The organism is Salinimonas sediminis, assembly GCF_003429285.1.
In the GTDB taxonomy this organism is placed as follows: Bacteria; Pseudomonadota; Gammaproteobacteria; order Enterobacterales; family Alteromonadaceae; genus Alteromonas; species Alteromonas indica.
Genome location: NZ_CP031769.1, coordinates 574,400 through 600,721, shown reverse-complemented (window position 1 = coordinate 600,721; position 26,322 = coordinate 574,400). Strand labels below are relative to the sequence as shown.

Sequence of the window (26,322 nt, the reverse complement as noted above, 5' to 3'; positions counted from 1 at the left end):
TATATCGTTTATTAAATAGGCTATTTTTATACCTTCATATTAGTATTTATAAATAGCAAATTTTATCTAGGCAATATAGACCAGTACCTTATGCCGCAATAAAACCCATAGCGTAAATGTGCTATAAACATGATCTATATTAAGCTTTTGCACCGCCACACAGGTAGAATGTCCCAGCGCTAAGTAATAGGGTAACCGTATGAGTGAGAAGATACCGGTAAAAACAGTGACCCCGGTTAATGTGCATCAACCAGCCTCCACTGCCACGAAGCATCACCGCTCGCGTAGCCGAATCTATGTACGCGCCGTGAAAGGACCACTGGAAACATTTCGGCGCTTTTTCGGGCTGTTTTTTCTGGCCTTATTTGCGCTTATTCCCTGGTTACAGTATGACGGCCATCAGGCGGTACTGCTAGACTTGGCCGAACAGCGCTTTACCCTTTTTGCTCTCACATTATGGCCCCAGGATCTTACCTTTCTGGCCTATTTATTTATTGTCTCTGCGTTTGCCTTGTTCTTTGTGACCACGTTTGCCGGGCGGGTGTGGTGCGGCTTTATGTGCCCCCAAACCACTTGGGTCTATTTATTTACCTGGTTTGAAGAAAAGATAGAGGGGACCCGCAATAAGCGCATAAAACTTGATGAACGCCCAATGGATGCTGATAAGTTTTTCAGGAAAACTGCCAAGCAGTTTTGCTGGTGGGCGGTAGCCATATTAACCGGTTTGCTGTTTGTCGGTTATTTTACGCCGGTTCAGGCTCTGTTTATTAATTTTTTCACCTTTGATGCCGGATTCTGGCCCACTTTCTGGGTGGTGTTTTTTGCGGTATGTACATACGGCAATGCAGGTTATATGCGCGAAATAATGTGCACTCACATCTGCCCTTATGCCCGTTTTCAGTCGGCAATGTTTGACCGCGACACCTATACTGTGGCCTATGATGCCGGCCGCGGCGAGTCACGCGGCCCACGGCCACGAAAATTAGCCCGCAGCACAGTGCAGGAACAAGGTTTAGGCGACTGTATTGACTGTAATTTATGTGTGCAGGTGTGTCCGACCGGCATTGATATTCGGAACGGCTTGCAATACGAATGCATCAACTGTGGGGCGTGTGTAGACGCCTGTAACGGCGTAATGGAAAAAATGAATTATCCCAAGGGCTTGATTCGCTTTACTTCCGAAGAAGAACTGGCGGGCGGCACCACCCGCGTGTTACGGCCAAAATTAATTGGCTATTTTGTGGTGCTGATGTTAATGACGGGAGTGCTGGTAGCTAATTTCATGCTGCGTTTACCCCTTGATGTGGATATTATCCGTGATCGTAATTCCCTGTACCGTGAAACGAATGATGGGCTGATTGAAAACGTTTATACGTTGAAAATCATGAACAAATCCCAGCGTGAAGCCAGCTACAAAATAGAAGTGCTTGGTTTACCAGATTACCGGTTTATTGGTAACCAAAACATCATAGTACAGGGCGGTGAAGTAGCCACCGTACCGATTTCGGTTGCCACCGATGCCTATAATCTGGAAGATCCTGTCACAGAAATACAGTTTAGGGTAAGTACCCAGCCTGAACAGGCCTCTCCTGTCAGCCTGACCGAACCCAGTAAATTTCTTTACCGATAGGTATTTATGTCAGATTTTACGTTTACCGGGCTTACGCCCGATGTGCTATTGGATGCTCTTGAGTCATGCGGTATTTTTCCGCAAACTGGCTTACTGGCGCTCAACAGTTATGAAAACCGGGTATATCAATTCCAGGCTGACGATGGCCAGCGGATGGTCGCCAAGTTTTATCGGCCTGCCCGCTGGACCAACGAGCAAATCCTTGAAGAGCACCACTTTGCGCTGGAGTTGGCCGATGCCGACATCCCGTTGGTGGCGCCCCTTATTATAAATGGCAACACGCTACATACCTTTGGCGGGTTTCGCTTCGCCGTTTTTCCGTCAGTGGGCGGCCGGCAGTTTGAAATAGACAATCTTGACCAATTGGAATGGATGGGTCGGTTTATCGGGCGTATGCATCGGGTAGCCCAGACTGCCCGCTTTTCGCACCGCCTGCCGTTGGACGCGGATCATTTTTTAGCCCAGCCGTACGCCGAGCTGCAACAAAGTACCCTGCTTCCGGATCACCTTAAAACCGCCTTTTTCGCTATTGCCGAACCCGTGATTGAACTCACTACTAAACGGTATCATCCCTTTGGCTTGATCCGCCTACACGGCGATTGCCATCCGGGCAACATATTATGGCGCGACGGCCCAATGTTTGTCGATTTGGATGATTGCCGCATGGGGCCTGCTATTCAGGATTTGTGGATGATGCTAAGTGGCGATCGCAGCCAACAGCTATTGCAACTGGACACCATGGTAGAAGCATATGAAGAATTTCATGAACTCGACCGCCGTGAGCTTGCCCTGATTGAGCCTTTACGAGCCATGCGTATGCTGCACTACATGGCGTGGTTGTCCAAACACTGGCAAGATGCTGCGTTTCCCCGGGCGTTTCCATGGTTTGCTGAGGACAAATACTGGGAAAACCAGATCCTAGCCCTTAAAGAGCAAATGTCGTCACTTCAGGAACCGGCACTTAGCCTGGGAATTTAGGCGCCTGTATGCTTGAAAGCCTGGGCCTGCTGGGCATGTTTGTCAGTGCCTTTTTAGCCGCCACCATTTTACCGCTGGGCTCTGAAGCGGTAATGATTGCCCTATACCATAGCGGTTATTCGCCAGCCGCCCTGTGGCTGGTGGCCACCGTAGCCAATGTTGCGGGCTCGCTGGTGAACTATGTTATAGGTCGAACAGCTGGACGTCCGGGGCTTAAGGCATTGTTAAAGGTTTCTGACACCGCCTTTGCCCGCGCCGAACAGCACTATCGCCGTTACGGTACGGTATCTTTATGTTTTGCCTGGGTACCGGTTATTGGCGATCCGCTTACCATGCTGGCAGGGGTCATTAACGTGCCATTAGCGATATTTTTAGTGCTGGTAACGTTGGGTAAGGGGTTACGCTACTGGGCCTTGTTAAGCCTTTTACCTACCTGACTTTACGCTTTTTTGCTCCATCGGTTATTGTTCAGTATACTCCTGCGCCATTCAGGTGCCTGCAATATGCAGGGTAAACGGGAAGTCAGTGCAAGGCTGACGCTGCCCCCGCAACGGTAAACTCCGCCCTTCAGGGCTCATATTCAGCAACCCTCGTATAACGGTTGCGCCACTGTGCATAGCACGGGAAGGTCATATGGCCTGACGCTGGTCAGGTGAGTAAGCCCGGATACCGGCCTGATACGTCATCAGCAATGTTGCTGATTGTTCGCTTTCATGCACTCGGGTGGAGTGTATAAACGAGAAACCACATGAAAAACCAATCTTCCTTTTTGTTACTTCCTGCTGCCACCGCAGTACTGGCGTCATTAACCTGTGGCGTTGCCCTGGCCGCGCCGGCGCCCGCCGATATCGAAACCCTGACCGTCACCGGCACCCGTTTACCCTTTGATTTAGACCAGTTAGCCGCCGCATCTACGGTCATCGACCAAGAAGAAATACGCCGCTCGGGCGCACTACAAATTACCGATTTGCTGCGCGCGCTTCCGGGTATCACTATCTCACAGTCTGGTAGTCCTGGTGCATTAACTGAAATTCGCGTACGGGGTAGCGAAACTAACCATCTGCTGGTGTTAATTGATGGGGTTGTGGCTAACGATATTGGTCAGGGTAGCGCCATCGACCTGGCCCACTTAACCGCCGACAGCATTGCCCGAATCGAATTGTTACGTGGGGCCCAAAGCGCACTTTGGGGCAGCGGTGCTATAGGTGGTGTGTTAAGTATTACGACCAAAGCCGGGGCCGGTGGCCAGGATAATACCAGTGTCACCTTAGGTATAGGTACTGACAATACGACCCAGGTCGCCCTAAATGCTGCTGGCAGCCAAGATAATGTGCAGTTTGCCGCGTATGCCGACTGGCAGGAAACCGCGGGTGACAATATTGCCTTAACCGGTGATGAAGATGATGGTTATAGGAATATTACCACCGGCGGCTCTCTGAATTGGGCAATGAGCGACCAGCATGCCTTTTCTGCCTCTGCCCGTCTGGTAGACTACACCACCGACTATGACGCCATCGACAATATCACCACCGGGCTACCGGTAGACGCAGCGAATGTTACTGACGGCAAACAATTAAGCGGACAACTAGGCTGGCAGTTTGCCCCGCAAAATAGTGATTATACCAGCCAGTTGCAGTTGCAATATCGTCAGGACGAGAACAACAGCAGCGCCAATGGTGTCTTTGATGGGGGGACGACCGGTGAACGTTACCAGGTGACCTGGATTAACCGGTATGCGCTGGCGGGCTGGCAACTGGCTGGCGGCTTGGAATACCTGGAACGTCAGTTTGAACAACGCGGGTTAAACCTGTATGGCGATCCAAACCAGCAGCAACAGGACGAAACGGTCAGCCTCTTTGGTGAAGCGGGCAAAGAAGTGGTATCAGATGTGTTTGCGACGATATCGGCTCGGTTCGATGACAACAGTGAGTTCGACGATGCCTTTAGTTATCGTGGCGGTCTGACCTGGCAATTAGACAACACGTATAGTGTGTACACTAGCCTGGGTAAAGCCATCAAAACCCCCACCTTTACCGAGCGTTTTGGCTATTATCCCGAGACTTTCATCGGTAACCCGGCGCTGGAGCCTGAGCAAAGCCTGGAATGGGAAGTGGGCGGCCGTGCTTCCTGGAATAAAACCTGGTCAGCCGAAGTGAACTATTTCAATGCGCGGCTGGAAGACGAAATAAACGGTTTTGTTTTCGATCCGGTAACCTACTTAAGTACAGCCAGCAATAAAACGGGGACAAGCCGCCGTGAAGGGCTGGAAACACAGCTTAATTATCATGGCGATGGTGTGAGCGTGCGCGCTACCTATAGCTATACCGATGCGTCTGAAGAAGATATTCGGGAATTACGCCGGGCGTACCATCAGGCTTCTGTCACGGTTAGCGCCGACCTGCCAATAGAGGGCTTGAGTGCTTATACCAAACTGGCTTACACCGGTAGTCGCGACGATATTTTCTATCCTCCCTACCCAGCCGTGTCACAGCGCGTTGGCCTACAACCTTATACTTTGATAAGTGCTAATCTGGCGTATGCCGTGAATGCCAATTTAAAGGTAGCATTGCGCCTGGATAATGCCCTGGATGAGTCGTATCAGGATATTGTAGGCTATTCACAGAGCGAACGCCGCGCTCGCTTGTCCACTACCTATACCTTCTGATTCCCGCCCGATAAATGCCTCCCCCACGCGGTTTTGTGCGTGGGGTGTGGCGCTTTTATTCTTTGTGTCTATATTTAGTGTGTAATTCAATAAAAACGCCGGCCCCGGGTTTTTATTTCTAGTGCGTCATTCACTGGCGTATTGGTTGCCAGCAAGAGGGATTTGCACACTTATTATGAAACAGCACTATGCGGCGATTTTACAGCAGCTTCCCGTATGCTTAATGTATAAACTCAGCGGCGCTGCTCGGTTTAGCGTGTCCCAGGAGTTTATCCGGCAATTTGCGCTGTCTGAACACGATAGCATTGACGACTACGCCTATTTTGATGTGGTTACCGGAGCGCCTTTTGCCCGCTCACCACTATTAGTGGCTGAAGAGGCGGGCGAACTGTGCCAGCGGGTAAGTATCCATACCCGGCAAAAGCGCTACCGGTGTTTGTTACATAGCCGCCACCTGCAAGACGATAGCGGACAGGCTTATCTGGTGATTCACATCAGTATTGAAGATATCCATGATATCGGGCAGCGCCCGGTTAACCGGTCTTTAGCCAGCCATTTGGCCTTCAGTATGCTGTTATCGTCTATCTCTACCCAGCTGATAAATGCCCGCCACGACAAAGTCGATTCCCTGATTGAAAAAAGTCTGGGTTCCTTTGGTCAGTTTTTTAACGCCGATCGGTGTTACCTGTTTCGCTTTTCAGCCGACAAAAGCAGTATGGACAATACCCATGAATGGGTGGCGGCCAACGTTAGGCCATACAAAGATGAGCTGCAGCAGATGCCTATGAGCGCATTGCCATACTTTGATGCTGTCATTAAGGCTAACCGGGTATTTCAGGTCAACGATGTGCAACATATGCCTTCGCAGGCGCATTTAGAACAACGGGAGTTCACCCGCGAAGGCATTCGCGCCATGCTGTGTGTAGCGGTGTACCTGAACGACGATTTATTTGGCTTTATTGGTTGCGATATATTAACCGGCCCTCACCGCTGGCAACATTACGAAATTCGCTATTTAAAATTAATCGGTGAAATGGTCAGTGAAACTCTGTTAAACGTGAACAACCGCCGGTCCCTGCTTCTGCTGCAAAAAGAGTTAATTCAGGCCAACCAGGCGCTGGAAAAACAGGTTAATTTAGATGGCCTTACGGGGATTGCGAATCGCCGGCGGTTTGATGAAACCCTGACAAGGGAATGGACCAACGCCGAGCAGCAAAACCGGCTGGTTAGCTTGATCATTATCGATGTCGATTTTTTCAAATTGTACAATGACAGCTACGGCCATTTAAGCGGCGATACCGCATTACGCAAGATTGCCCGGGCCATAGATACTGAAGCGCGGTTACATGAAGGGTTGGCGGCGCGTTACGGCGGAGAAGAATTTGCGGTTATTTTAGCCGGGCACAGCGAACAAGCCTGCCGGGGACTGGCTAAGCAGTTGCTGCGCACGATTGATCTGCTGGCGATCCCCTTTGATACCTCTTCGATTGCCCCGACCGTTACTGTAAGTCTGGGTTGTGCCAGCGCCCATTTACCCGCCCAGGATTCAATAAGAGCATTGATAAAACGGGCCGACGATGCCTTGTACCACGCCAAGTCGTCGGGGCGTAACCAGGCCAGTTATGCCTCAACCGAAGCCTGTTGTACGGTATAACTTGCTTATGCAAGTATATGCCTATTTATAGATTGAAATAATCTATAAAAACTATCGACCGTTAAACTCAGGCACAGGGCTTTGCAGCTCTGGCCTGAAGCGCGAAGCACGAGCCTAAACGGGGCCTCAGTCATAGATAGCGCCATATATAAAATGTCCCCGCTGTGGTAAGGTGTACACAACTTCAGAGCGTTATTCCCATCCTGCCTTGGCGCAGGTGTAGCAGTATTCACCCATTGTTTTGTCGCCTCTGGTGGAAGCCTGAATTAACGTTCACACCCGACCTTGCCTGGAGGTTTTGCCTTTGAAACGGTTACTTGCTCGTATAGAAAAATTATCCGCTGGCCCGGTGCTTCTGAATAATGAAGTGACCACCGTAATTTCGCAATTTTGTGAACGCTTTTCATTGCAGGTACAGGAAATCAGTACCGTCAGCGATGAAGGCTACATGAAAGTCACCTTACGCGATGGCACCCCTGCGTACTGCTACATTGATACTGATGGTGATGTGCTTATCGAACTTGAACAGACGGTGCACTTGTCTGTACATACGTTTCGCAAAGAGCATGGCCTATGGCAGTATGTAGGATTAACCCGTTACGACATTGCCAGTACGCAAACCCCCTACACCGCGCAGCTTGAAGCCAGAATACAACCTGCTTCGTTACAGGCTTGTAGTTAACGGCTACTAGCCCTGTTGCGCTACGCCGTTTATCTGAACGCTATTTACGTTGTATCAACTAAGTGCGACTGGTCGCGCGATTTGTCGCATTTAGCGTAATTACCCCCACACACAGCTTGTGAATACCTGCTCTATCCTTATCTAAGGCCGTCTACACTCGTTATTAGCGGAGCTTAACATGTCCCGACGTATCCCATTTTCTATTCTCGACCTTGCCCATGTCGGGCAGGACAATACTGTTCGCGATGCTATATTAAAAAGCCAGACTATTGCCCGTCTCGCGGAAGAAACGGGTTACCAGCGAGTGTGGCTGGCAGAGCATCACGGCATGCGTGGCGTAGCCAGTGCGGCGACAGCTGTAATGCTAGCGGGTATAGGCTCGGTAACCCGAAACATCCGAATTGGCTCGGGTGGTATTATGTTACCCAACCATGCTCCGCTGGTTATTGCAGAACAGTTCGGCACTCTGGCAGCTATGTACCCCAATCGGATAGATCTGGGGTTAGGCCGCGCGCCAGGCACTGATATGGCTACCGCACGAGCGCTACGCCGTAATCTGCAAGGTGCGGTAGAAGATTACCCGGCAGACGTTGCCCAATTGCAAACTTACCTGGGTGATGCCACCGAGGATATGCCGGTTATCGCGGTGCCAGGTGAAGGCAGCAAAGTACCCTTGTGGTTACTTGGCTCAAGCCTGTATTCAGCTCAGTTGGCGGGTAAGATGGGTTTACCCTATTCGTTTGCCTCACATTTTGCCCCCGACGCGCTACACGATGCGATACGGCTATACCAAATAAACTTTAAAGCATCACAGCAGCGCAGCCAGCCTTACGTTAGCGCAGGGGTAATGGTCGTAGTGGGGCAAACCCCTGAAGAAGCCCAATATTTGTTTACCTCTGTACAACAACAGTTTGCTAATTTACGCCGCGGTGTAAATGCGCCTATGCCGGCACCGGTGAACGATATATACAGTGTGCTGAGTGAACACGAGGTTAGCGCAATTAATAGTACTTTACGCTACGCAGCGGTGGGTACCCCCGAGGCTGTAGAGCAACAACTAAGTGATTTTGCTGAAGCCAGTGGCGTGGATGAGATAATTTTATCCTTTCCCATTAGCGATGAGCAAAAGTGCTTAAAAGCGATTTCTCAGGTGGGCCAAATGGTCAATGTTAAAGCCGACCCGGACTGGTTGTAAGGAATGGCTGCCATTAACCTTGCGTTATTAAACGGCGGTTAATGGCAGATTAACCTGTTAGCTAGGCGAACGTAATTTGCTGTGGTAACCTTTTGCTCAATTACGTTTAGAGGAAAGTAATGCATGAAAAAATTTGCGCTGTTATTGGTTATGGCTTTACTGGTACCGCTGCAGGCCTGCGCGGCTGATGCAAAATGGGAAGAAGGTACGCACTATACGGTGTTGGATGAACCGGCAACGGATAAACCTGTCATTACTGAATTCTTTTCTTTTTGGTGCCCGCACTGTTATCAGTTCGAGTCTTTGGTAAAAGACATCAAAAGCAAAATGAGTAAAGACACACAGTTCAACAAAATACACGTGAACTTTATGGGCTTCACTTCTACTGAAATTCAGGACGATGCCACGCGAGCGATGATGATCGCCCGTGCAATCAAACAAGAAGATGCCCTGAACGGCGCTATCTTTGACTACATTCATAAGCAACGTGCCAGCGTGACCGGCCTGGAAGATTTACGCAATATTTTTGTGGTAAACGGCGTTGATAAAGCTGAGTTCGACAAAATGGCTACCAGCTTTGGCGTGAACAACATGCTGAAGAAGAATAATAAAGAATTAGACCAGTTCCGCCAGTATGTGCGTGGTGTGCCTAACTTTATTGTAAATGGCCGTTATCAGGCGCAATTCACTTCTGACATGTCAAAAGACGATATTGTTGATCTGATTGTCTGGTTGAGTAATAAAGACTAAACAGCCCGTTATTATGGTTTAGTAAAACGCGCCTTTATGGCGCGTTTTTTTATTTGATGCCGCAGGCATCTCATTCCTTACCTATTCAAGCAGGATTATTATGAGCTCAATTCCTCAGGCCGCGTTTATTCACGAAATAGACAAGCTAAAAGCCGTAAAACGCCAACTGCGGTTACCCCATGATGAAAATCGCCAGGAAAATAGTGCAGAACATAGCTGGCATGTAGCGTTAATGGCCCTAATGCTGGCAGAGTATGCGGAACAGCCCGTAGATATTTCTCGCGTCGTGGTCATGATTTTAATCCATGATCTGGTTGAAATTGACGCCGGTGATTTATTTGCCTTTGCCGAACAGGTTGACCATGCCGAGCAGGAATTAAAAGAGCTGGCCGCAGCTAAACGAATTTTTGGCTTGCTGCCTGAAGACAGTGGCCAGCATTACCTGACTTTATGGTTAGTGTTTTAGGCGGCCGAAACCGCTGATGCGCGCTTTGCCAAAGCGATGGACAGAGTATTACCGGTATTTCAGAATATGCAAAATGAAGGGGGCAGCTGGGCCCGTCACGGGGTGACTAAAGCCCAGATTGTAAGCCGCAATGAATACCTGAAAACCTGCGCGCCGGCGCTATGGCAGTACGTTAATGAACAGTTGGATGTGGCGGTAGACAACGGCTGGCTAACCGAATAATCTACAGTGTACTGCCAGCCTACGCTACGCTATTGGGGGCGCCGACCGGGCGCCCCCAATCATAAAGGCTAACCCTAATACTTCAAGCTGATCGTAACCCTGCCCTTGCCCTTGCCGATGATTACGCGTGTTTACGGGCATTCCATCCACTTCAACCGCAAAATCGGTACCAGGGTCCAGAGTCAACCCGCGCAGAAAATACTGGTTGGCTTTACCTGAATCACTATGCTGGTTGAGCATCATACCAGGGATAAATTCAAGCATTTCACCGGTACGCAGCATTGGTCTTCCGACAAGGTCGTCACCGCCCATCCAACTTAGGGATGAGAAGACAAACGACCCATTGTGCTGGTGGTCCTCGCAGGTAACCTGAGTACGCTCTGTAGCCGAATCTCGGCGGGCAGCTTCATCGTGATTTGCCACAGACGCCGCCGCGTTGTAGAGGACCTTGTGCAGGGTTTTATCCCGCGTCATGGCGGATAAACCCGTCAGGCAGCCACCCCCACTGATTAATATTAACGTTGAGCGTTCGTCTGTCAAAAGGCATTACCTACCTGTCGTTATTGATGTATCGCATACGAAACCATCAACTTGATGATATTAAATTACATTTCATTAACCTTAAAAGGAGTTATTTTTTATTAATAGTTCAGTAGGTTAGTAGCGCTTTGGCGAATGCGGTGTAAAAATTTGTAATGTGGCGGCCTACCTGATAAATATAACTTACCTTCGCATCGGGCCTAGTTTGTCTGCCCGCCAAACCGAGATCCCCCATGAACATAACTATCCGCCTGTTCACCTTCTTACTGTTGTGTACATGTACCACTGTACTGGCCAACACAGCCATGAAGCAGGTTACTGTGGCAGGAGCTAAGCCGCCCCAGTCCCCGATAATGATTCAAGGGCCTATGCCCATAGAAGCCGAGTATTTCGCTGCACTTTTGGACAATGTTGAACAGTACAGTGCCGGCAATGCGGTGTTTTACTCAGGGTACCTGAACGGTTATCCGGTGGTGGTAGTGAAAACCGGCAAAGGTTTGGAAAATACCGCAGCGGCGACCGCCATTGGCATTAGTCTTTACCACCCCAGAATAATTATTAACCAGGGAACCTCCGGTGGCCATGATCCGGCTCTCGCGGTGGGCGATATTGTGTTGGGAAGCCGCAGCGTGAATGCCAGTAACTTCAAGACACCACACCGGGAAGCGGGCGCGGGTTCAAAGCCCCTGGACTGGATTCCGATGGACCTGATGGCCTCCCAGGGCAGCGCTGGCGAAGGTGATAGTGCCGCTGAAGCACAGAAGTTAAGATACTATGAAGGCGATAAAGAACTGATTAGCCTGGCGATGTCGTTACAACAAAAACATTCCTCCGGCAAAGTGGTAAAAGGCACTATTGGTAGCGGTAATTTTTGGAACAATGAATTGGATCGAATTGCCTGGCTACACCAGCACCTGGGTACCAGCGTAGAGGAAATGGAAAGTGCTTCGGCTGCGCAAATTGCCCACGCCTATGGTGTTCCCTTTTTAGCTATACGTATTCTATCAAACAATATTACTAATCACGGTAAGTACGACCCGACCACAGCCAAAGCCTGCCAGCAGTTTGTTAAAGTGGTGGTGGAAGCTTATATCCGCCGTCTTAAGGACAATGAGACCCACGCCGGATAGCGTCCCATAGACCCTTGCAGGGTCATTGCATAACATCGAGGTAGTTGCCGCCTTGCAAAGTAGCCCCATGGTGTATCGCCACCGGGGCAGTCCACCGTATTTTTTTGCCCACGGCTTTGGTATTTCCCCTTGATAGCCGCCCTTTGATGTGTTCATTTGAGGTATTTTTGAACCGCTGAGGGGTTAGCATGGTAGCTATAAGTATTTAATGTGACCATCTTCGGAAAAGCCTCATGACCCCCTTTCTTTCTCAATGGGCCAACGCAGCCTTAACCAGTGTCGGATTCTTTTGGATGGCCCTGTGGGCTTTTGCCTTAGGCTATTTGGTATCAAGCCTGATTCAGATAGTGGTCACCCGAGAACAGATGCAACAGGTGATGCAGGGTGATTCAGTAAAAAGTATTTCCCTAGGCACCTTCTTTGGGTTTATTTCCAGCTCCTGTAGTTTTGCCGCCCTGGCCACTACCCGCACCCTGTTTGCCAAAGGGGCCGGCTTTGTACCGGCTATGGCGTTTTTACTTTCTTCAACCAACCTGGTCATTGAATTGGGCTTTGTCATCGCCATTTTTCTGGGTTGGCAATTTGTAGTAGCGGAATACATTGGTGGCGTATTACTAATTTTACTGGTGTGGTTACTGGTGACGGTCTACCGACCCACCCAATTAATTAAGCAGGTTCGCGAAAAACTGAATGAAAACAACAATAACGATGAAGATAACCCGCCGTCTATCAAGCAGCTATTAAGCTCACAAAAGGGCTGGCAAAAGCTGGGTATGAAATATGTCATGGAATGGCAAATGATCTGGCGCGATGTATTGATTGGTTTTACCGTAGCGGGTTTGATAGCCGCGTTTGTGCCGTCACAGTTTTTTGAAACGCTGTTTGTGGGTTCTGGCAACGACAACCCCGCCTTTTATGAGGTACTGCTACAAAGCGTTATTGGGCCGGTAGCAGCATTTTTTACTTTTATCGGATCGATGGGGAATATACCGTTGGCGGCCGTGCTGTTTGATAATGGTGTGAGCTTTGCCGGGGTAATGGCGTTTATATTTTCTGATCTGGTGGTGTTCCCGGTATTACGCATTAATGCCCGATACTATGGTTGGAAGCTGGCCTTGTATATTTTAGCATTGCTGCTGATAAGCCTCGTCGCTACCGCATTATTATTGCATTACGGGTTAGCAATGTTTGACTTACTGCCCCAAGCCAGCACCGGCAAAAGTATCACCGAGCGTGATATGTTCGCGCTCGATTCAGGCTTTTTTCTAAACCTGGTGTTTATCGGAATAAGTGCGGTTCTGGTGTATTTTTGGTATCAAATGAAGCACATGAACACGGGCGGTCATGCGCATAGCCACGGGCACGCTGAGCATCAGTCTGGCACTGACTCTCAACACAGCAGCCACCAGCAAAAAGATAGCACGCCCTCTTTGAAGGCGCGTATCGAGCAGCTAATCACAGTTATTTGTATTGGCTGGCTGCTGGCCGGGCTGGGGCTGAGCCTGTTTTATTAAGCCAGCCCGGCCAAGACAGGCGGCCGCCTGACACTGACTAAGCTAGTGTAAGCGGTGGCCCATTGCAGTATGCCCCTGGTGGTTAACCAGGCAATACTGGCCAGCATTGTATTTATTTCCAGCAATTCACATTAACGCAGCGTATGCCATGGTGTGTAGCCCTACGCCTGGCTTACGGTCGCAGACTATGTAGCGATAAATTGCAAATATAAGAGCGCGGCCATTACGATACCGGCGCTACTTACGGCGCCCCATACCCCCATTTTTTTAACTCCGGTTTTGAGTAGATGCCATTGCGCGGGCTTATCGCGCACCCGGACAAAACGCAGTGCATATAGGTACGTTCCAGTGAGGCATAAGCTGCTAAGCAGTAACCCGAAGCCAACATAAAGCAGCTTAGTAGGGTAGCCGCCCCAGGTACCAAAATGGAGAGGATCTGCCGCCTCGCTGATACGGTGATGCAGATTAAGCTGGTATGCAAAACGCTGCGTAAGCCATTGCCCGGTCAGCGGGTCAATAGTAATACTGTTCGCTCTGTCTCTGACCAGAATACCTTCCTGTCTGCCATCTATGCGTAGGGCATCGCCAGCTTCATTAGGTAAATACCATGCGGTAGGAGTAAAGCCGGGGCGCTGCAGCGCAATAGCGGCTTCAGCCTGGGTAATCTGTGCAACCAGCGCCTCTTTACTCTGCGCCCAGTCAGCAGCTGACCAGCGCGCAACCGGCGCCGGAGCGTAGCTGGCTTTTAAACCGTTCTGCTCAACCAAATACCATAATCCGGTAAGGCCAATAACGACAATAAGCCAGCTAGACCAGGCGCCGCTGAGCTTGTGTATGTCGGCCCAGAACAGCCGACTATTCTTGCGGCGGGGCCATTGCCATAATACCTTTTTCCAATTGGGTACCAGTACCCAGCCACTGAGCAAACTTGCCAGAAGCAATACCGCCAGGCTACTTACCAGTGTAACCCCCAGCCCCAGCGGTAACATCAGGTGGCGATGCAAACGACGCAAACTGTTTTGCCAGTTCATCCACCGCCCCGTCCCGGTAGCATCATAGCTAACCGGATCAACATACACCCGGTAGCGCTGGCCCTGTGTATTGATTACCAACGCTTCAATGGCAAAACCATTATGTTCAGGCTGATGAAGCTGAAGGATACGATGACCAGCCGGAATATATCGGTTCACGACCCTATACGTTTGGGACCAATTAACCGGGTTGTTAGTGGATTGTGCACGCATCGCTGGGTTGGTCAGATAATCGAGCTCATGAGAAACCACTGCCAGCGTGCCGGTAACCAATACAAAGCAAAGCAGTATCGCCAGGTAAAACCCGGCGATACGATGCACGCTGGATCATTGCTTTCGAGTCATCCTGAACGACTAAAACCGGTACGAGGCTTCGGCCACGACTTCGCGTGGTTCGCCGGGGAAATGGCCGTTACGACGGCTAAATCCGCTAACCGCATAATGCTTATCAAACAAATTTTTGATGTTCAATTGCAGTGTCCACTGCTGCCATTGGGTGGTCCAGCTGGCATCCCATACCACGTAGCTTTTTACTTTCTGGTTGTCCAGACTGCGCTGTTCAGTAACGTAATCGGCGCCAAGCGCCACGGCTGAGTGAAGGCTTGAAAAAGCATAGCGTGTCCAGATACCAGCCTGATGTTTAGGTGCGTTGGCAAATCGTTCCCCCACGCCAAAAGTATTTCCTGCATCGCCTTCTGCCACTACCGTCTCGTTGTAGGCATAGTTTGCGGTAACACTCAGGGCCGCAGTAAGGTCCCCAACCAACGTAAATTCTGCCCCTTCACTCTCAACTTTGCCAAAGTTAATCAGGGCTGGTTCACTAGCATTGTTTTCGCCATCTATAAACGCCGGATTCGCCATTACCAGGTTTTCTTTGTCTATCTGATAATAAGCCAGGGTTGTCATAAGGGCGCCATCTAGCCAAGATTGTTTGATGCCCAGTTCAATCTGATCCCCTGTTTCCGGCGCTAACGAGACAATTCCGGCCACTTCCTGATCCTGGGTGTCCACCGGATTAAAACTTTGCGAGTGGTTGATATACACCGTACTGTCAGCGCTGGCAAAATAACTTAAACCCACCCGCGGGGAAACGTTACTGTCAGTGTACGCTCCGCTATTTTCTTTACTCTGTTCGTCAAAGTAATCCCACCGCGCTCCTATCATTAATGACCATTGCGGGGCCAGCGCCAGCGTATCTTGCACATACAAACTGGAACGGGTTCGCGTCAGGCCATCACGGTTTTGATTAGTCAGGTTATAGGTTGCCGGGTCAGTCAGCCCATAATTCAACGAAAAAATATTTAAGTTAGCCACCCCGTCTGCTTCATAGCGCGCCCGGTAGTAATCATAGTCAGTATCGACATCATGCATATCTCCGCCAAATAGCAGATTGTGCTGGAGACCCGCCAAAACAAAATCATACGTGAAATCAACGGTCAGACTGACTTCGTCATTGGCCCGGTATTGCGCCCGGTATTCCCGCTTGATGGTTTGGTCATTGATATCCGCCACCCCGTCAAGGTTAACATCTACCCATTCCCGCGACTCATGATAGGCCTGCTCTCGCTCATTATTTAAGTAGCGAAGTGTGGTGTTAACTTTCAGGCTATCCGTAAAGTGATGCACTACGTTCGCCTGCAATACCAGCGCTTCAAGATTCTGGAAATCTCCTGCTTCATTGGCATTGTAGCGACGGCTTACCAAAAAGTTGCCCTCGTCATCCACCGGCACGCCGCGCAAACGGTTGCCGCCTAAATTTTGCTTGATGAAATCATAGGTGGTGGTTAGCGTGGTGTTATCGCTAATCAGGTAGGTTAGGCCCCCGGCCAACTCAATGTTCTCGGCATCGGCGTTATAGCGAAAGGAATCCTGTGCTTCATAAAACGCGCCGAAGCGATATGCCAGGGTATCGCTTAGCGACCCAGTTGAGTCAAACGAGGCACCGCCCAGGCTATAATTACCCACCGTTAGCTTAACTTCCTGCTGGTCGGTAAAAGCCGGTTTGCGAGAGACATAGTTAATCATTCCGCCAGGCTCCCCACCGCCATACAATGATGCGGCGGGGCCTTTTAACACCTCTACCCGTTCAACATTGAATAACTGGGGCACGCCAAAGCCGGAAAACGGATCGCCACGCACACCATCGTAAAAAACATTGCCGTCATCACGGAACCCCCTAAAGGTAATGCCTGAATAGCTAAATTCACTGACCCCCGCAATAGAACGGTACATGTCGGTAATATCCCGCGCCGCCTGATCATTAATCAGCTGACGGGATAAGACCTGTACTGATAACGGTATCTGCATAACGTCGGCGTCGGTTTTTGTTCCTACCCGCGTGCTGGTATCAAGATAGTACTGTTGCGCCCGACCCAATACCTGGATATTTTCAATAGCAGGTTCTGGCTGTTGCGCATAAACGGAAAACCCAGCACACAACGAGAGCGGTAATGTCGCGTAAGCAATATAAGGTCGGGAGTACATAAAAAAATCCGTATAAATGAAAACGCGAATTATTATCATTTACGGATGTAATTGCAAGGTTCTTTATAACTAAAGTAGTAGGAACGCGAAAAATCTGCTGATATATAGTTTTTTATTTATGTGGGTAAAGAGACGCGAAGTATTCCGTCAGAAGGGCGGGCGAACCAACCCATAATGCTCATTCTGCCTCAATGCTGCACAGCAATGCCGCAGAGGGTATTCGCCTGGGCTAGTAAGCTGCTACCCCCGGCAGGTTCGGCCAGTGGCAGGGGCTAATCCAGCAAAACCGTTCTCCCTGAATCGGCTAATATCACTGCCGGTGCTAGATAGCCTGGTTATTGCAGGCCCGATATACGGCTGTAACGGGCAGCAAGCTTGCCCCTTTTGCCCTGATAACATGACCTTTTGGGGCTTTATTTGCTGTTTTGGTAAGCTACTTTAACCCACACGAGGAAAGTGGCATATGGGCCAATGGTGCTAGCCCGACCGTGCCAGGCTAGCATTCAGCTACGCGATACCAAGGGTTTCACATAGCACCCATTCACGGGGTGAAGCGTGGATAAAGACTATTCCGGGACGGGACTATTGAGGTTATCCTGCCACGCATTATCTGGATCGCCGCCGTAGCGTTTGTCCTGATTTAGCTGGTCAATCTGGGTTAACTCCTCATCCGTTAAAGAAAAACCATCCAGCGCTAAATTCGCCGCAATATTTTCATCGCTTTCGGATTTTGGAATGGCAATACGGCCTTGCTCAACATCCCATTTTAGAATTATCTGGCCTGCCGATACCTGGTATTTTTCGGCCAACGCAGTAATGACACTATCAGCGATGGGTTTTTCTGACTTCTCTACACCACTCCATGAACCTGTGCCCAGAGGAGACCAGCACGACACAACTATCCCTTTGCTTTCGCAGTATTCCACCAACTGTTTTTGGGTTAGATAAGGATGTAATTCAAGCTGGTTGTATACCGGTTTGATCTCGGCAAAGTCCATTAATTGCTGAATATCCTGTTTGCGAAAATTCGATAGGCCTAACGATTTGGCTAGCCCTTCAGCGTGAAGCTTTTCCATTGCCTGCCAGGTAGGCCGGGTTTTTTCTGGATACGGCCAATGCACCAGATACAGGTCGGCATAGTCCATTTGCAAACGTTCCAGGCTTTGTTCCATCGCCCGTAAAGTAGGTTGATAACCTTGTTGCGTATCCCACACTTTGGTGGTGATAAAGAACTGATCCCGCGCCATACCCGACTCTGCGATGGCTTTACCTACGCTGCGTTCATTACCGTAAAATGCCGCCGTATCTATATGTCGGTAACCGGCATCAATGGCTTTTAAAATGGTTTCTTTGACAAAGCCATCATCCTGGTGCATTTCTCCGATAGCGGCGGTACCAAAGCCAATCTGGGGTATCGCCCGACCGTCTGATAACTGAATATTTTGCATGGTGTTCTCCTGATAACATAAACCAGACTGCTACCATGTAAATAGCGCAAAACCGAAGGAAGAGATCAGCTTCAGATAGACTTAAGCAAAAGGCAATGTATGTTTTTTTCTGTTCTGCCACATGTCTGTAGCGCGCGCGCAGGCATGGGTATAGTCACAGTTTTCGATTAGCATTATATAGCTCGCCAGCGTTGCTATAACTGCTTGTGCAGCGTATTTGTGCGTGCTATCACCGCGCCAGTATGCCAGCATATCGGCTACATCCATCTGCTTATCTTTTAATGCCCAACCGCTGTCGCTGGCAGGCACTACCGCCGTGCTGGTCAGCCCATCCCGGGTAATAAATAAGGTAGTTTCACGTTCACTGTTAATTTCTGGGTCGCCACCATCTCCACGAAAACACAATGCTGCATATTGAGTATATGCTTGATTAACCTTTCCGTGTTTATCATCAAGGTGGGTATGAAAGACGCCCTGAATACTGCACGGCGCAGCACTGGGGTTAAGTAACCGCCCCAAGGTGTTAGCGCACGAACGTAAGCCAAATACCTCACGTAATTTGATAATCTCGTTTAGCGGCGGCAACACATGCGACAAATCCAGATAAGTAGCATGTTGTTGCTGTAACTGGCGGCTGGCATCCTGCACATTGGTAACCGGGGCCAAACCAAGCGCTGGCAACGCCAGGCTGGCATACAAACGGCCCGAACCAGGCTCATGGGCGCCATGCATAAAAACCTTAGTGCCTTGTCCTGCCAGGCAGGCCGCTGCCAGCAAATACCAGGGTAACTGGCGCCGCTTTCCAGCATAACAGCCAATATCCACCACTACCGGCAAGGCGCGTACTACGGTATTCACCCGGGCGCGGCAGGCATCCAGAAAGCCAATAATTTCGTCTGGCGTTTCTTCGCGCGTGCGCAGCAACATTAAAAATGCGCCGCGCTGCTCGCCCGTGACGTCGCCGTCCAGCACCATCTGCATGGCAGTAAAGGCTTCATCCCTGGTCAGACTCCGACTGCCCTTCTGGCCTTTGCCGATTATTTTGATGTATTCGCTAAATGCCGCTGACATAGTTTCTTATTTGCTTGGGGTGGATAACGTTACTTTACCACTGCCCTTGCCCCTAGCAAAGGTGCAACCGCACTGGCGCGGGTTGAGGTGATGCGGTACCGGTTTAAACGACCCCTGGTGCCGATAAGTCAGGCCCGGACAGTGGCTTAATCAACCGATTGCCGGCAAGCTTCAGGGGGCCGGACGACTAGCCTATAACGCAAAAAAGCCCGCTGGCACGAAGGCGCAGGGGCTTTTTCAGATAATCTACCGGCCCTCAGCAACACCGGCGGGCCGGGCTTTGTGCCGATACGGGCAAGCAGTTAGCCTAACTGGTCTGAAGCTACTTTATAGCGAGGGTCTTCCACTACATTGATTTCAACAAACTTGTTGGCTTTTTTCAGTAACGCCCGGCAATCACTGCTAATATGCCGAATATGCAGTTTTTTACCCTGCTGTTCGTATTTATCTGCCAACCCATCCAGCGCATCAATGCCTGAGGAGTCCCAGATTCGGCTGTTATTAAAATCAATCACTACATCCTGCGGATCGTTGGCGATGTCGAATTGGTCTTTAAAATGGGTGATAGATCCGAAGAACAATGGACCATCCAATTCATAGACTTTCCAGCCGTCGTTATCGATATGCGTTTTAATCTCAATATGACGCGCATGTTTCCAGGCAAAGACCAGCGCTGACACAATAACCCCAACTACTACCGCAATCGCGAGATCAGCTATAACCGTAACGCCGGTTACCAGGAACAATACAAACGCATCTTCCTTGTTTACCCCACGTACAATTCTGAATGAAGCCCATTCAAAGGTAGCAATAACTACCACGAACATAACGCCCACCAGGGCCGCCAGCGGTATCATTTCAATCAAAGGCGCAGCAAATAAGATGAAAGCCAGTAGCACCAGCGCAGCGGTGATGCCCGATAAGCGCCCACGTCCGCCGGAATTAATGTTAATCATACTTTGCCCAATCATTGCGCACCCGCCCATACCGCCAAAGAAGCCATTGACCGTATTTGCGACACCCTGTCCTACGCACTCTTTGTTACCGCGGCCCCGGGTATCGGTCATTTCATCAATAAGCGATAGGGTCAGTAACGACTCAATCAGGCCAACCAGACACAGAATTATTGAAGTAGGTAGAATGATCATTAAGGTGTCCATATTAAAGGGCACCATAGGCACAGCAAAGCTTGGCAACTCGCCGGCCAATGTCGCGGTAGCCTGTTGCTCGGCGGGTAATAAATCCCGTACAAAATCAATTACAGTACGCGCTTCCAGGTTCAGCATATGCACCAGTGCGGTAACCACAATAATGGCCACCAATGATGCCGGCACAGCTTTGGTTAATTTAGGTAACAAATAAATGATAGCCATGGTTAACGCTACCAGCCCTAGCATGACGTAAAGCATAGAGCCCTGCATCCACTGCCATTCGCCAACACTGTTAAGCACTTTAAACTGCCCTAGCTGGGCTAAAAATATAACGATAGCCAACCCATTTACAAAGCCCAGCATTACCGGGTATGGCACCAGCCGGATAAATTTACCCAGCCTGAACACACCACACAGTATTTGCAATAGACCGGCCAGAACCACTGCCGCAAACAGGTATTGCACACCGTGTTGAGCCACCAACGCTACCATCACCACGGCCATTGCCCCGGTTGCCCCTGAGATCATGCCGGGGCGGCCGCCAATTGCCGAGGTTATCAAGCCCATCATAAAGGCTGCGTAGAGGCCTATCATCGGCTCTACACCGGCGACAAAAGCGAAGGCTACCGCTTCGGGGACCAAAGCTAATGCAACAGTAATCCCTGACAGTACGTCGTTTTTCACGTTGCTGTCTTTATTGGTGATCAGGTCAAACATGTGTTTCCAATTGGTGTGTTGGTTAAAAAACGGGCGGCGATTCTATCACCATGCGTAACTAAAGTCCTTTAATAGAATGTTAAAAGCGCGACGGTTCAGGCATAATTTTAACCCCCTGCTGAATGACTTCAGCACAATTTTATATCGACAGTGGCGAGGTTATTGCAACGGCTGTTCGGCACGGGCAAACTAGCGTTTTCGCAAATATGCTAAAAGGGCAATGTCTTTAATAGGTCTGGCCCCACCGTTTATTTACTATCACTATAATTTACGCCACCAAAAGGGGGTTTCACTTGGTACCTTATTTACTCACCGGCCTATCTGTTTTAGTAGCGGGGGTTATACATTGGAGTGCACCACATGCATTTTGGCGCGCCACGCTGACCTCCACCGCCACTATCTTATTGCTTTCTGTGGCAGCCTTATTCATTTTTCAGGCATCGGGGTTTTTAGTTAGCGAAGAAACCGGTGAAGAAGCAGATATTATGGGCTCATTACTGGTAGTTACCGCACTGGTCTCTTTCTTTGGTTTTCTAATTTCAATTTTTGTAGGTTGGTTTTTACGCACGGTACGCCACCCCCAAACCAAACACAAATGAGAATTGTTTTCATTCAATAGATAGGTTACAGTAATCCCTTACTTTGGTTGGGGGTGCTATGCTCTGGCTTCTTTATAGTTTGGTTAGCGCTTTGCTTGCCGCATTATGTGTGGTTCGCCGCCATGCATTAAGTAATGCTACTGAGGCGGTAATGGCAGCGTTTTGCTTTATTACTTTAACTGGCCTGCTTAATATTCTGGCGGTGGGTGTGCTGCCTGGCCTGCTTTTGAGTCTGCTGTATTTAGGGCTAAGCGGGTATGCGGTGCATTTAACCCGCTGGCCAGAATGGCTGGCTGAACATTGTATTAAAGAATAAGCCACAGCACCCGCTTCACCTGCGTAGTCATTCAGCTTATTGCATCTGCTTTGCCGGCCGGGTCAGTTGTGTCCATACGGCCACCCATACCAATCCGGCGGCCCACCCGGATAATATATCGGTCGGCCAGTGGACACCTAGGTATATCCGGCTAAAACCAATAAGCAGGGTAGTAAGCGCTGCCAACCCAAATACCAGGCCACGAATATCCGGTTTATTACTTAACCTGATAATAATCACCGCCAAAGTAAAGTACGTAATGAACGACATCATGGCATGGGCCGACGGAAAGCTACTGGTAAAGACCCGTGTGCCGTGACCGACCAGATCTGGCCGGGGCCGGGTGAACCCATGTTTTAATGCAAAAGTAACGGCCAATGCTGCCAAAATGCCTACGCCCAGTTGTATCGCCATTTTGCCGCGCCCGGTAATGGCCAGCCACGCCGCGCTAATGGCGCTTAAATATAATAGCGCCCAGTTACTTCCCAACGCGGTAATATCGCGCATACCTTCTTCCAGCCAGCCCGGGCCGATAGGATCGGCTAAATCATTGGCGTGGCGTAAGCCTTTGATAATCGCTTCGTCCAAGCCGGGAACGGGCGTGTAGATAACCCACCAGGCCAGCCCTGCGAATACAGCTAATGCCACAGCAGCGACGATAGATAAGGTTACGGGTTGTAATGTATGGCGCATAATACCTGCTGCATGAAACAAAACTGAATGAATAGTTATCAGTACTCCTGTTGCTCACAGGAAGTTTACCTGATGACCTATTTTCAGCAAAATGCTGTTAATATACAGTCACTCAGAGCGTGCGCTGAGCCAGTTTATCGCTGCTGCCAGGGTGGGTTTCTGATACCATTGCGGATTAACCAACAAAGCCGTTTTCTTTCCTTTTGCAGGCATATCGCATTTTATGTACGGATTTATAACAAATACACTTGGCCCAGTGCTTATCCTGCTTTTAATGGGCTATTACCTGTTTAGGCGGGGCTTGTTAAATGAGCAGTTTATCGAGGCAGGTTCAAAATTAGTCTTCAACCTGGCCCTGCCCGCTTTATTGTTTTTATCCATCGCCGAAGCCGACTTTGCGCAGGCGGCAAATGGCAAGCTGATACTGGTAGGATTGGGCGGAACCTTGCTTTATTTTGCCCTGTTAATGGCATTTTGCCATGCTACCGTAACGCCTAAGAATGCCAGGGGAGTGGTAGTGCAAGGCGGTTTTCGCGCCAATATGGGCATTATTGGACTGGCCTATTGCGCCAATACTTATGGTAACGAAGGATTGGCCGCCGCCTCGGTATATCTTGGCTGTGTGACGATTTTATATAATGTGCTGTCAGTATTTGTGCTTAATTTTTATCAGGATGTGCAGCGCTCCCTCACCCAGCATATTCTGGGCATAACCACCAACCCCCTGATTCTGGCTATTCTGGCCGCCCTGCCATTTTCGTATTTTCATATCGCCCTGCCTGACTTTTTACAGGCTACCGGGGGATACTTCGCTCAACTCACCCTGCCGCTGGCGCTTATATGTACCGGCGCATCGCTCCAGTTTCGCTCGTTTGGCGTCGATAAAGTGAATATTGGCATTGCCACAGTGAGTAAGTGCCTGCTTTATCCACTGGTGCTGGTAGGGCTGGCATACTGGGCGGGTTTTACCGGTATGGCGCTGGGCATTGTGCTGCTACTGAGTATTGCGCCCACCGCCGCAGCCAGCTATGTGATGGCGCGTAACTTAGGCGGTGATCCCCGTCTGGCCGCCAGTATTATCGCCCTGACTACCCTGTTGTCGTTACCGGTCACCGCCCTGGCGTTTAGTCTGCTGTCAGCCAATGCACTGTTGTAACTCGGGTCCAGCCTGCTCTATTACGCTTTACTCCCACCCAAACATTGTGGTGAGGCTACAATATCGCCACCGCGTTCCTGCCATTGCGTTGGTGTATAAGTATGCAAGGCCAGGGCGTGCACCGGACCATCAAGGGCCTCTTTAAGCAAGGCATTAACCGTACGATGACGGGCAATCAGGCGCTGTGACTCAAATTGCGTGGATACCACGGTAACGTTGAAGTGACTTTGCGCGCCCGGCGGTACGTTATGCATATGGCTTTCATCCAATACCTTCAGGTATACCGGCGCAAGATGTTCGTTAAGGGTTGTTTCAATAAACTCTTTTATTTGTGTCATCGTTATTTAACCATGTTGCAGGCTACGCTGAATAAGGGTACACGTAGCGGAATGTAAGATTAATGCGCTCACCAACCTGGCGAGTGGTTTTATTGATACCATGTTGATACAACCGCTGTGTATCGCCTTGCATCAATAGCAAACTACCGTGCTCAAGTACAATAGTGGTGCGGGCTTTAGTTTGCTTGTTAACAAAGGCAAAGGGCCGCGGCTGGCCTAATGTAACCGAGGCAATCAGTGGCTGAGGTCCTAGTTCGGGCTCATCATCACTATGTAGCCCCATACTATCTTTGCCATCTCGATACCAGTTTGCTAATACACTGTTAAAGTGTCCCCCGGTATGCGCTTGTAACGTGTCGCGTAAAACCTTTAAATCATGTTGCCAGGGATGCGGTGATAAAGTCAGGCCCGAGTAACTGTACACTGTATTCGTATCGCCGTACCACACTTGTAAACGAGGAATTTTTACCAGCTTGCCAAACAGTTTAATGGTATCCTGATGCCACTGTAATTGTGACTTTAAACGGGTAGCTATCGCTGTAGCATTGTCAGCTGACAACCAGCCTGGCTGATAACTGACCGCAGCCCCGGGCAGTGCCAGATCGCGCGCGCCAGCATGGGCGTGTTCGTTATCAAATAACCCAAACTGCATACGCGCCCCCTTACAAATGAATTTCAAAAGATGATAAATGCGTTATGAATACCTGTTTTTCTTATCAGGATCGCCAGTTAACTTTAATTCGCTATCCAGCCAAACACCAACATAAATCGTTACAAGCATGGGACAGTGCAGACGAGCTGATTATTGATCATCTCAGCAGCCCCAACCACGTCTTATCTGAGGGCCAGTGTAGCATATTCAATGACGATTTCGGTGCACTGGGTACCTGGTTTGCTGATCGGCAGCCCTACTGGTACAGCGATTCCTGGATAGCCCATTGTTCGCTGGCGGCTAATCTTGAGGCCAACAATATTGCAGTGAGTATCGGCCCCCTTGGGCAGGTCTGTGCCCCGGTAACCGCGTCGGGCGATCTAACCAGCCTGCCGGAGGCACCGGGGTTGGTGATATTTAAAATTCCCCGCACCCTGGCACTGCTTGAAGAACAACTGGCCCAGCTGCGGCATCGTGTTACTCCATCCACCCAGGTGGTGGCCGCGGCGAAAACCAAGGCGGTCACCCGCACTGTCCTGGCATTATTTGAAAAGTATCTTGGCCCTACCACAACCTCGCTGGCCCAAAAGAAATCACGCTTAATTTTTTGTACGCCAGCGCAGACGGTAATGGATAACGCGGGCAGCTCCCCTTACCCAACAGTATGGCGCCAACGTGCCAGTACAGGTATAGATCTGCAAATAGCCAATCATGCGAATGTCTTTTCACGTGGCTCGGTGGATATCGGCGCGCGTTTGCTGCTTGAACATATGCATGTGACGAACCAGGAACAGGTTATTGATTTGGGCTGCGGCAATGGCGTACTGGGTTTAAATGCTTTGGCCATGGCCCCCCACTCTCAGGTAACCTTTGTGGATGAATCGTTTATGGCGTTGCAAAGTGCTCGGGAGAATGTGCTAGACAACTTTCCTGACGCACTCAACCAATGTCGGTTTATTGCCAGTAATTGCCTGGAATCTTTGCTCGCCCAGGGCCAGCAAGCCAGTCAGGATAAAGTATTGTGTAATCCGCCGTTTCATCAGCAAAATGCGGTAACTGACCATATCGCCTGGCAAATGTTTCACGACAGCCGTGACATTTTACGCCGTGGCGGGCATCTTATTGTGGTGGCAAACCGGCATCTAGGATACCACGTACAGTTAAAGCGTTTATTTGGGGGTGTGAAGGTACTTGCAAGTAATCGAAAATTCGTTATTTTGAGTGCAGCTAAGCGTTAATC

At 49.8% G+C, this 26,322-nt stretch carries 23 protein-coding genes, 1 pseudogene and 1 riboswitch; of the genes and pseudogenes, 15 read left to right on the top strand and 9 right to left on the bottom strand.

The window, feature by feature from the left end; genetic code table 11:
• Positions 1-199: 199 nt before the first annotated feature.
• From ccoG to D0Y50_RS02690, 9 genes and pseudogenes are all read left to right on the top strand, one after another.
• Positions 200-1,630 (top strand): cytochrome c oxidase accessory protein CcoG, encoded by a 1,431-nt coding sequence (ccoG, locus tag D0Y50_RS02730; RefSeq protein ID WP_108565506.1) that lies wholly within the window; start codon positions 200-202, stop codon positions 1,628-1,630.
• A gap of 6 nt (positions 1,631-1,636) precedes the next feature.
• Positions 1,637-2,608, top strand: coding sequence for a serine/threonine protein kinase (locus D0Y50_RS02725; RefSeq protein ID WP_117315371.1), 972 nt, complete (start codon positions 1,637-1,639; stop codon positions 2,606-2,608).
• 8 nt (positions 2,609-2,616) lie between these two features.
• Entirely contained in the window at positions 2,617-3,045 is a 429-nt protein-coding gene (locus tag D0Y50_RS02720; RefSeq protein WP_117315369.1) for a YqaA family protein, read from the top strand.
• A 36-nt stretch (positions 3,046-3,081) separates the two neighbouring features.
• Positions 3,082-3,300, top strand: a riboswitch (cobalamin riboswitch).
• Between the two features lie 56 nt (positions 3,301-3,356).
• A complete protein-coding gene (locus D0Y50_RS02715) occupies positions 3,357-5,273 on the top strand; it encodes a TonB-dependent receptor plug domain-containing protein (protein WP_117315367.1) in 1,917 nt (638 codons plus the stop codon).
• Between the two features lie 175 nt (positions 5,274-5,448).
• The gene (locus tag D0Y50_RS02710) at positions 5,449-6,927 is read left to right on the top strand and encodes a GGDEF domain-containing protein (RefSeq protein WP_117315365.1); all 1,479 of its coding nucleotides are present in this window, start codon (positions 5,449-5,451) and stop codon (positions 6,925-6,927) included.
• Between the two features lie 304 nt (positions 6,928-7,231).
• Positions 7,232-7,609: a hypothetical protein gene (locus D0Y50_RS02705; RefSeq protein WP_108565511.1), complete on the top strand. Its 378-nt coding sequence runs from the start codon at positions 7,232-7,234 to the stop codon at positions 7,607-7,609.
• A gap of 178 nt (positions 7,610-7,787) precedes the next feature.
• Positions 7,788-8,804, top strand: coding sequence for an LLM class flavin-dependent oxidoreductase (locus D0Y50_RS02700; protein ID WP_117315363.1), 1,017 nt, complete (start codon positions 7,788-7,790; stop codon positions 8,802-8,804).
• Positions 8,805-8,927: 123 nt separating this feature from the next.
• On the top strand, positions 8,928-9,554 hold the full coding sequence (locus tag D0Y50_RS02695) for a thiol:disulfide interchange protein DsbA/DsbL (protein ID WP_108565513.1): 627 nt from the start codon (positions 8,928-8,930) through the stop codon (positions 9,552-9,554).
• A 100-nt stretch (positions 9,555-9,654) separates the two neighbouring features.
• Positions 9,655-10,242 (top strand): annotated as a pseudogene (locus D0Y50_RS02690) (HD domain-containing protein).
• Positions 10,243-10,266: 24 nt separating this feature from the next.
• Here the strand turns inward: D0Y50_RS02690 and D0Y50_RS19990 are convergent.
• Complete coding sequence (locus D0Y50_RS19990) at positions 10,267-10,782, bottom strand: TonB-dependent receptor plug domain-containing protein (RefSeq protein ID WP_408640675.1); 516 nt, start codon at positions 10,780-10,782, stop codon at positions 10,267-10,269.
• A 233-nt stretch (positions 10,783-11,015) separates the two neighbouring features.
• On the opposite strand from D0Y50_RS19990, the gene D0Y50_RS02680 reads away from it, so the two are divergent.
• Entirely contained in the window at positions 11,016-11,912 is an 897-nt protein-coding gene (locus D0Y50_RS02680; RefSeq protein WP_117315360.1) for a 5'-methylthioadenosine/S-adenosylhomocysteine nucleosidase, read from the top strand.
• Between the two features lie 233 nt (positions 11,913-12,145).
• Positions 12,146-13,426, top strand: coding sequence for a permease (locus tag D0Y50_RS02675; protein ID WP_108565517.1), 1,281 nt, complete (start codon positions 12,146-12,148; stop codon positions 13,424-13,426).
• 185 nt (positions 13,427-13,611) lie between these two features.
• Here D0Y50_RS02675 and D0Y50_RS02670 read toward each other — a convergent pair whose 3' ends face one another.
• The 5 genes from D0Y50_RS02670 to D0Y50_RS02650 all read right to left on the bottom strand — a co-directional run bounded on the left by D0Y50_RS02670 (position 13,612) and on the right by D0Y50_RS02650 (position 21,328).
• Positions 13,612-14,778, bottom strand: coding sequence for a PepSY-associated TM helix domain-containing protein (locus D0Y50_RS02670; RefSeq protein WP_117315359.1), 1,167 nt, complete (start codon positions 14,776-14,778; stop codon positions 13,612-13,614).
• Positions 14,779-14,811: 33 nt separating this feature from the next.
• Positions 14,812-16,941, bottom strand: coding sequence for a TonB-dependent siderophore receptor (locus tag D0Y50_RS02665; protein WP_117315357.1), 2,130 nt, complete (start codon positions 16,939-16,941; stop codon positions 14,812-14,814).
• Between the two features lie 566 nt (positions 16,942-17,507).
• Entirely contained in the window at positions 17,508-18,389 is an 882-nt protein-coding gene (locus D0Y50_RS02660; RefSeq protein ID WP_117315354.1) for an aldo/keto reductase, read from the bottom strand.
• Between the two features lie 81 nt (positions 18,390-18,470).
• Positions 18,471-19,460, bottom strand: coding sequence for a glycosyl transferase family protein (locus D0Y50_RS02655; protein WP_108565520.1), 990 nt, complete (start codon positions 19,458-19,460; stop codon positions 18,471-18,473).
• Between the two features lie 302 nt (positions 19,461-19,762).
• Entirely contained in the window at positions 19,763-21,328 is a 1,566-nt protein-coding gene (locus tag D0Y50_RS02650) for a SulP family inorganic anion transporter (protein WP_108565521.1), read from the bottom strand.
• Positions 21,329-21,621: 293 nt separating this feature from the next.
• Between D0Y50_RS02650 and D0Y50_RS02645 the strand changes: the two genes are divergently transcribed.
• Positions 21,622-21,927 carry a hypothetical protein gene (locus D0Y50_RS02645; RefSeq protein ID WP_117315351.1) on the top strand — a complete coding sequence of 102 codons (306 nt, stop codon included), beginning with the start codon at positions 21,622-21,624 and terminating at the stop codon, positions 21,925-21,927.
• Positions 21,928-21,985: 58 nt separating this feature from the next.
• Complete coding sequence (locus D0Y50_RS02640; RefSeq protein WP_117315349.1) at positions 21,986-22,243, top strand: hypothetical protein; 258 nt, start codon at positions 21,986-21,988, stop codon at positions 22,241-22,243.
• A 36-nt stretch (positions 22,244-22,279) separates the two neighbouring features.
• On the opposite strand, the gene D0Y50_RS02635 is transcribed toward D0Y50_RS02640, so the two are convergent.
• Positions 22,280-22,936: a phosphatase PAP2 family protein gene (locus D0Y50_RS02635; protein WP_117315346.1), complete on the bottom strand. Its 657-nt coding sequence runs from the start codon at positions 22,934-22,936 to the stop codon at positions 22,280-22,282.
• Positions 22,937-23,159: 223 nt separating this feature from the next.
• Between D0Y50_RS02635 and D0Y50_RS02630 the strand changes: the two genes are divergently transcribed.
• Positions 23,160-24,092: an AEC family transporter gene (locus tag D0Y50_RS02630; RefSeq protein ID WP_108565525.1), complete on the top strand. Its 933-nt coding sequence runs from the start codon at positions 23,160-23,162 to the stop codon at positions 24,090-24,092.
• 20 nt (positions 24,093-24,112) lie between these two features.
• Here D0Y50_RS02630 and D0Y50_RS02625 read toward each other — a convergent pair whose 3' ends face one another.
• Both D0Y50_RS02625 and D0Y50_RS02620 read right to left on the bottom strand, forming a co-directional pair.
• Positions 24,113-24,430, bottom strand: coding sequence for a BolA family protein (locus D0Y50_RS02625; protein ID WP_108565526.1), 318 nt, complete (start codon positions 24,428-24,430; stop codon positions 24,113-24,115).
• 22 nt (positions 24,431-24,452) lie between these two features.
• Positions 24,453-25,082: an alpha-ketoglutarate-dependent dioxygenase AlkB family protein gene (locus D0Y50_RS02620; RefSeq protein WP_117315343.1), complete on the bottom strand. Its 630-nt coding sequence runs from the start codon at positions 25,080-25,082 to the stop codon at positions 24,453-24,455.
• Positions 25,083-25,126: 44 nt separating this feature from the next.
• Here D0Y50_RS02620 and D0Y50_RS02615 point away from each other — a divergent pair, with 44 nt between their 5' ends.
• On the top strand, positions 25,127-26,320 hold the full coding sequence (locus D0Y50_RS02615; protein WP_117315341.1) for a methyltransferase: 1,194 nt from the start codon (positions 25,127-25,129) through the stop codon (positions 26,318-26,320).
• Positions 26,321-26,322: the final 2 nt, after the last annotated feature.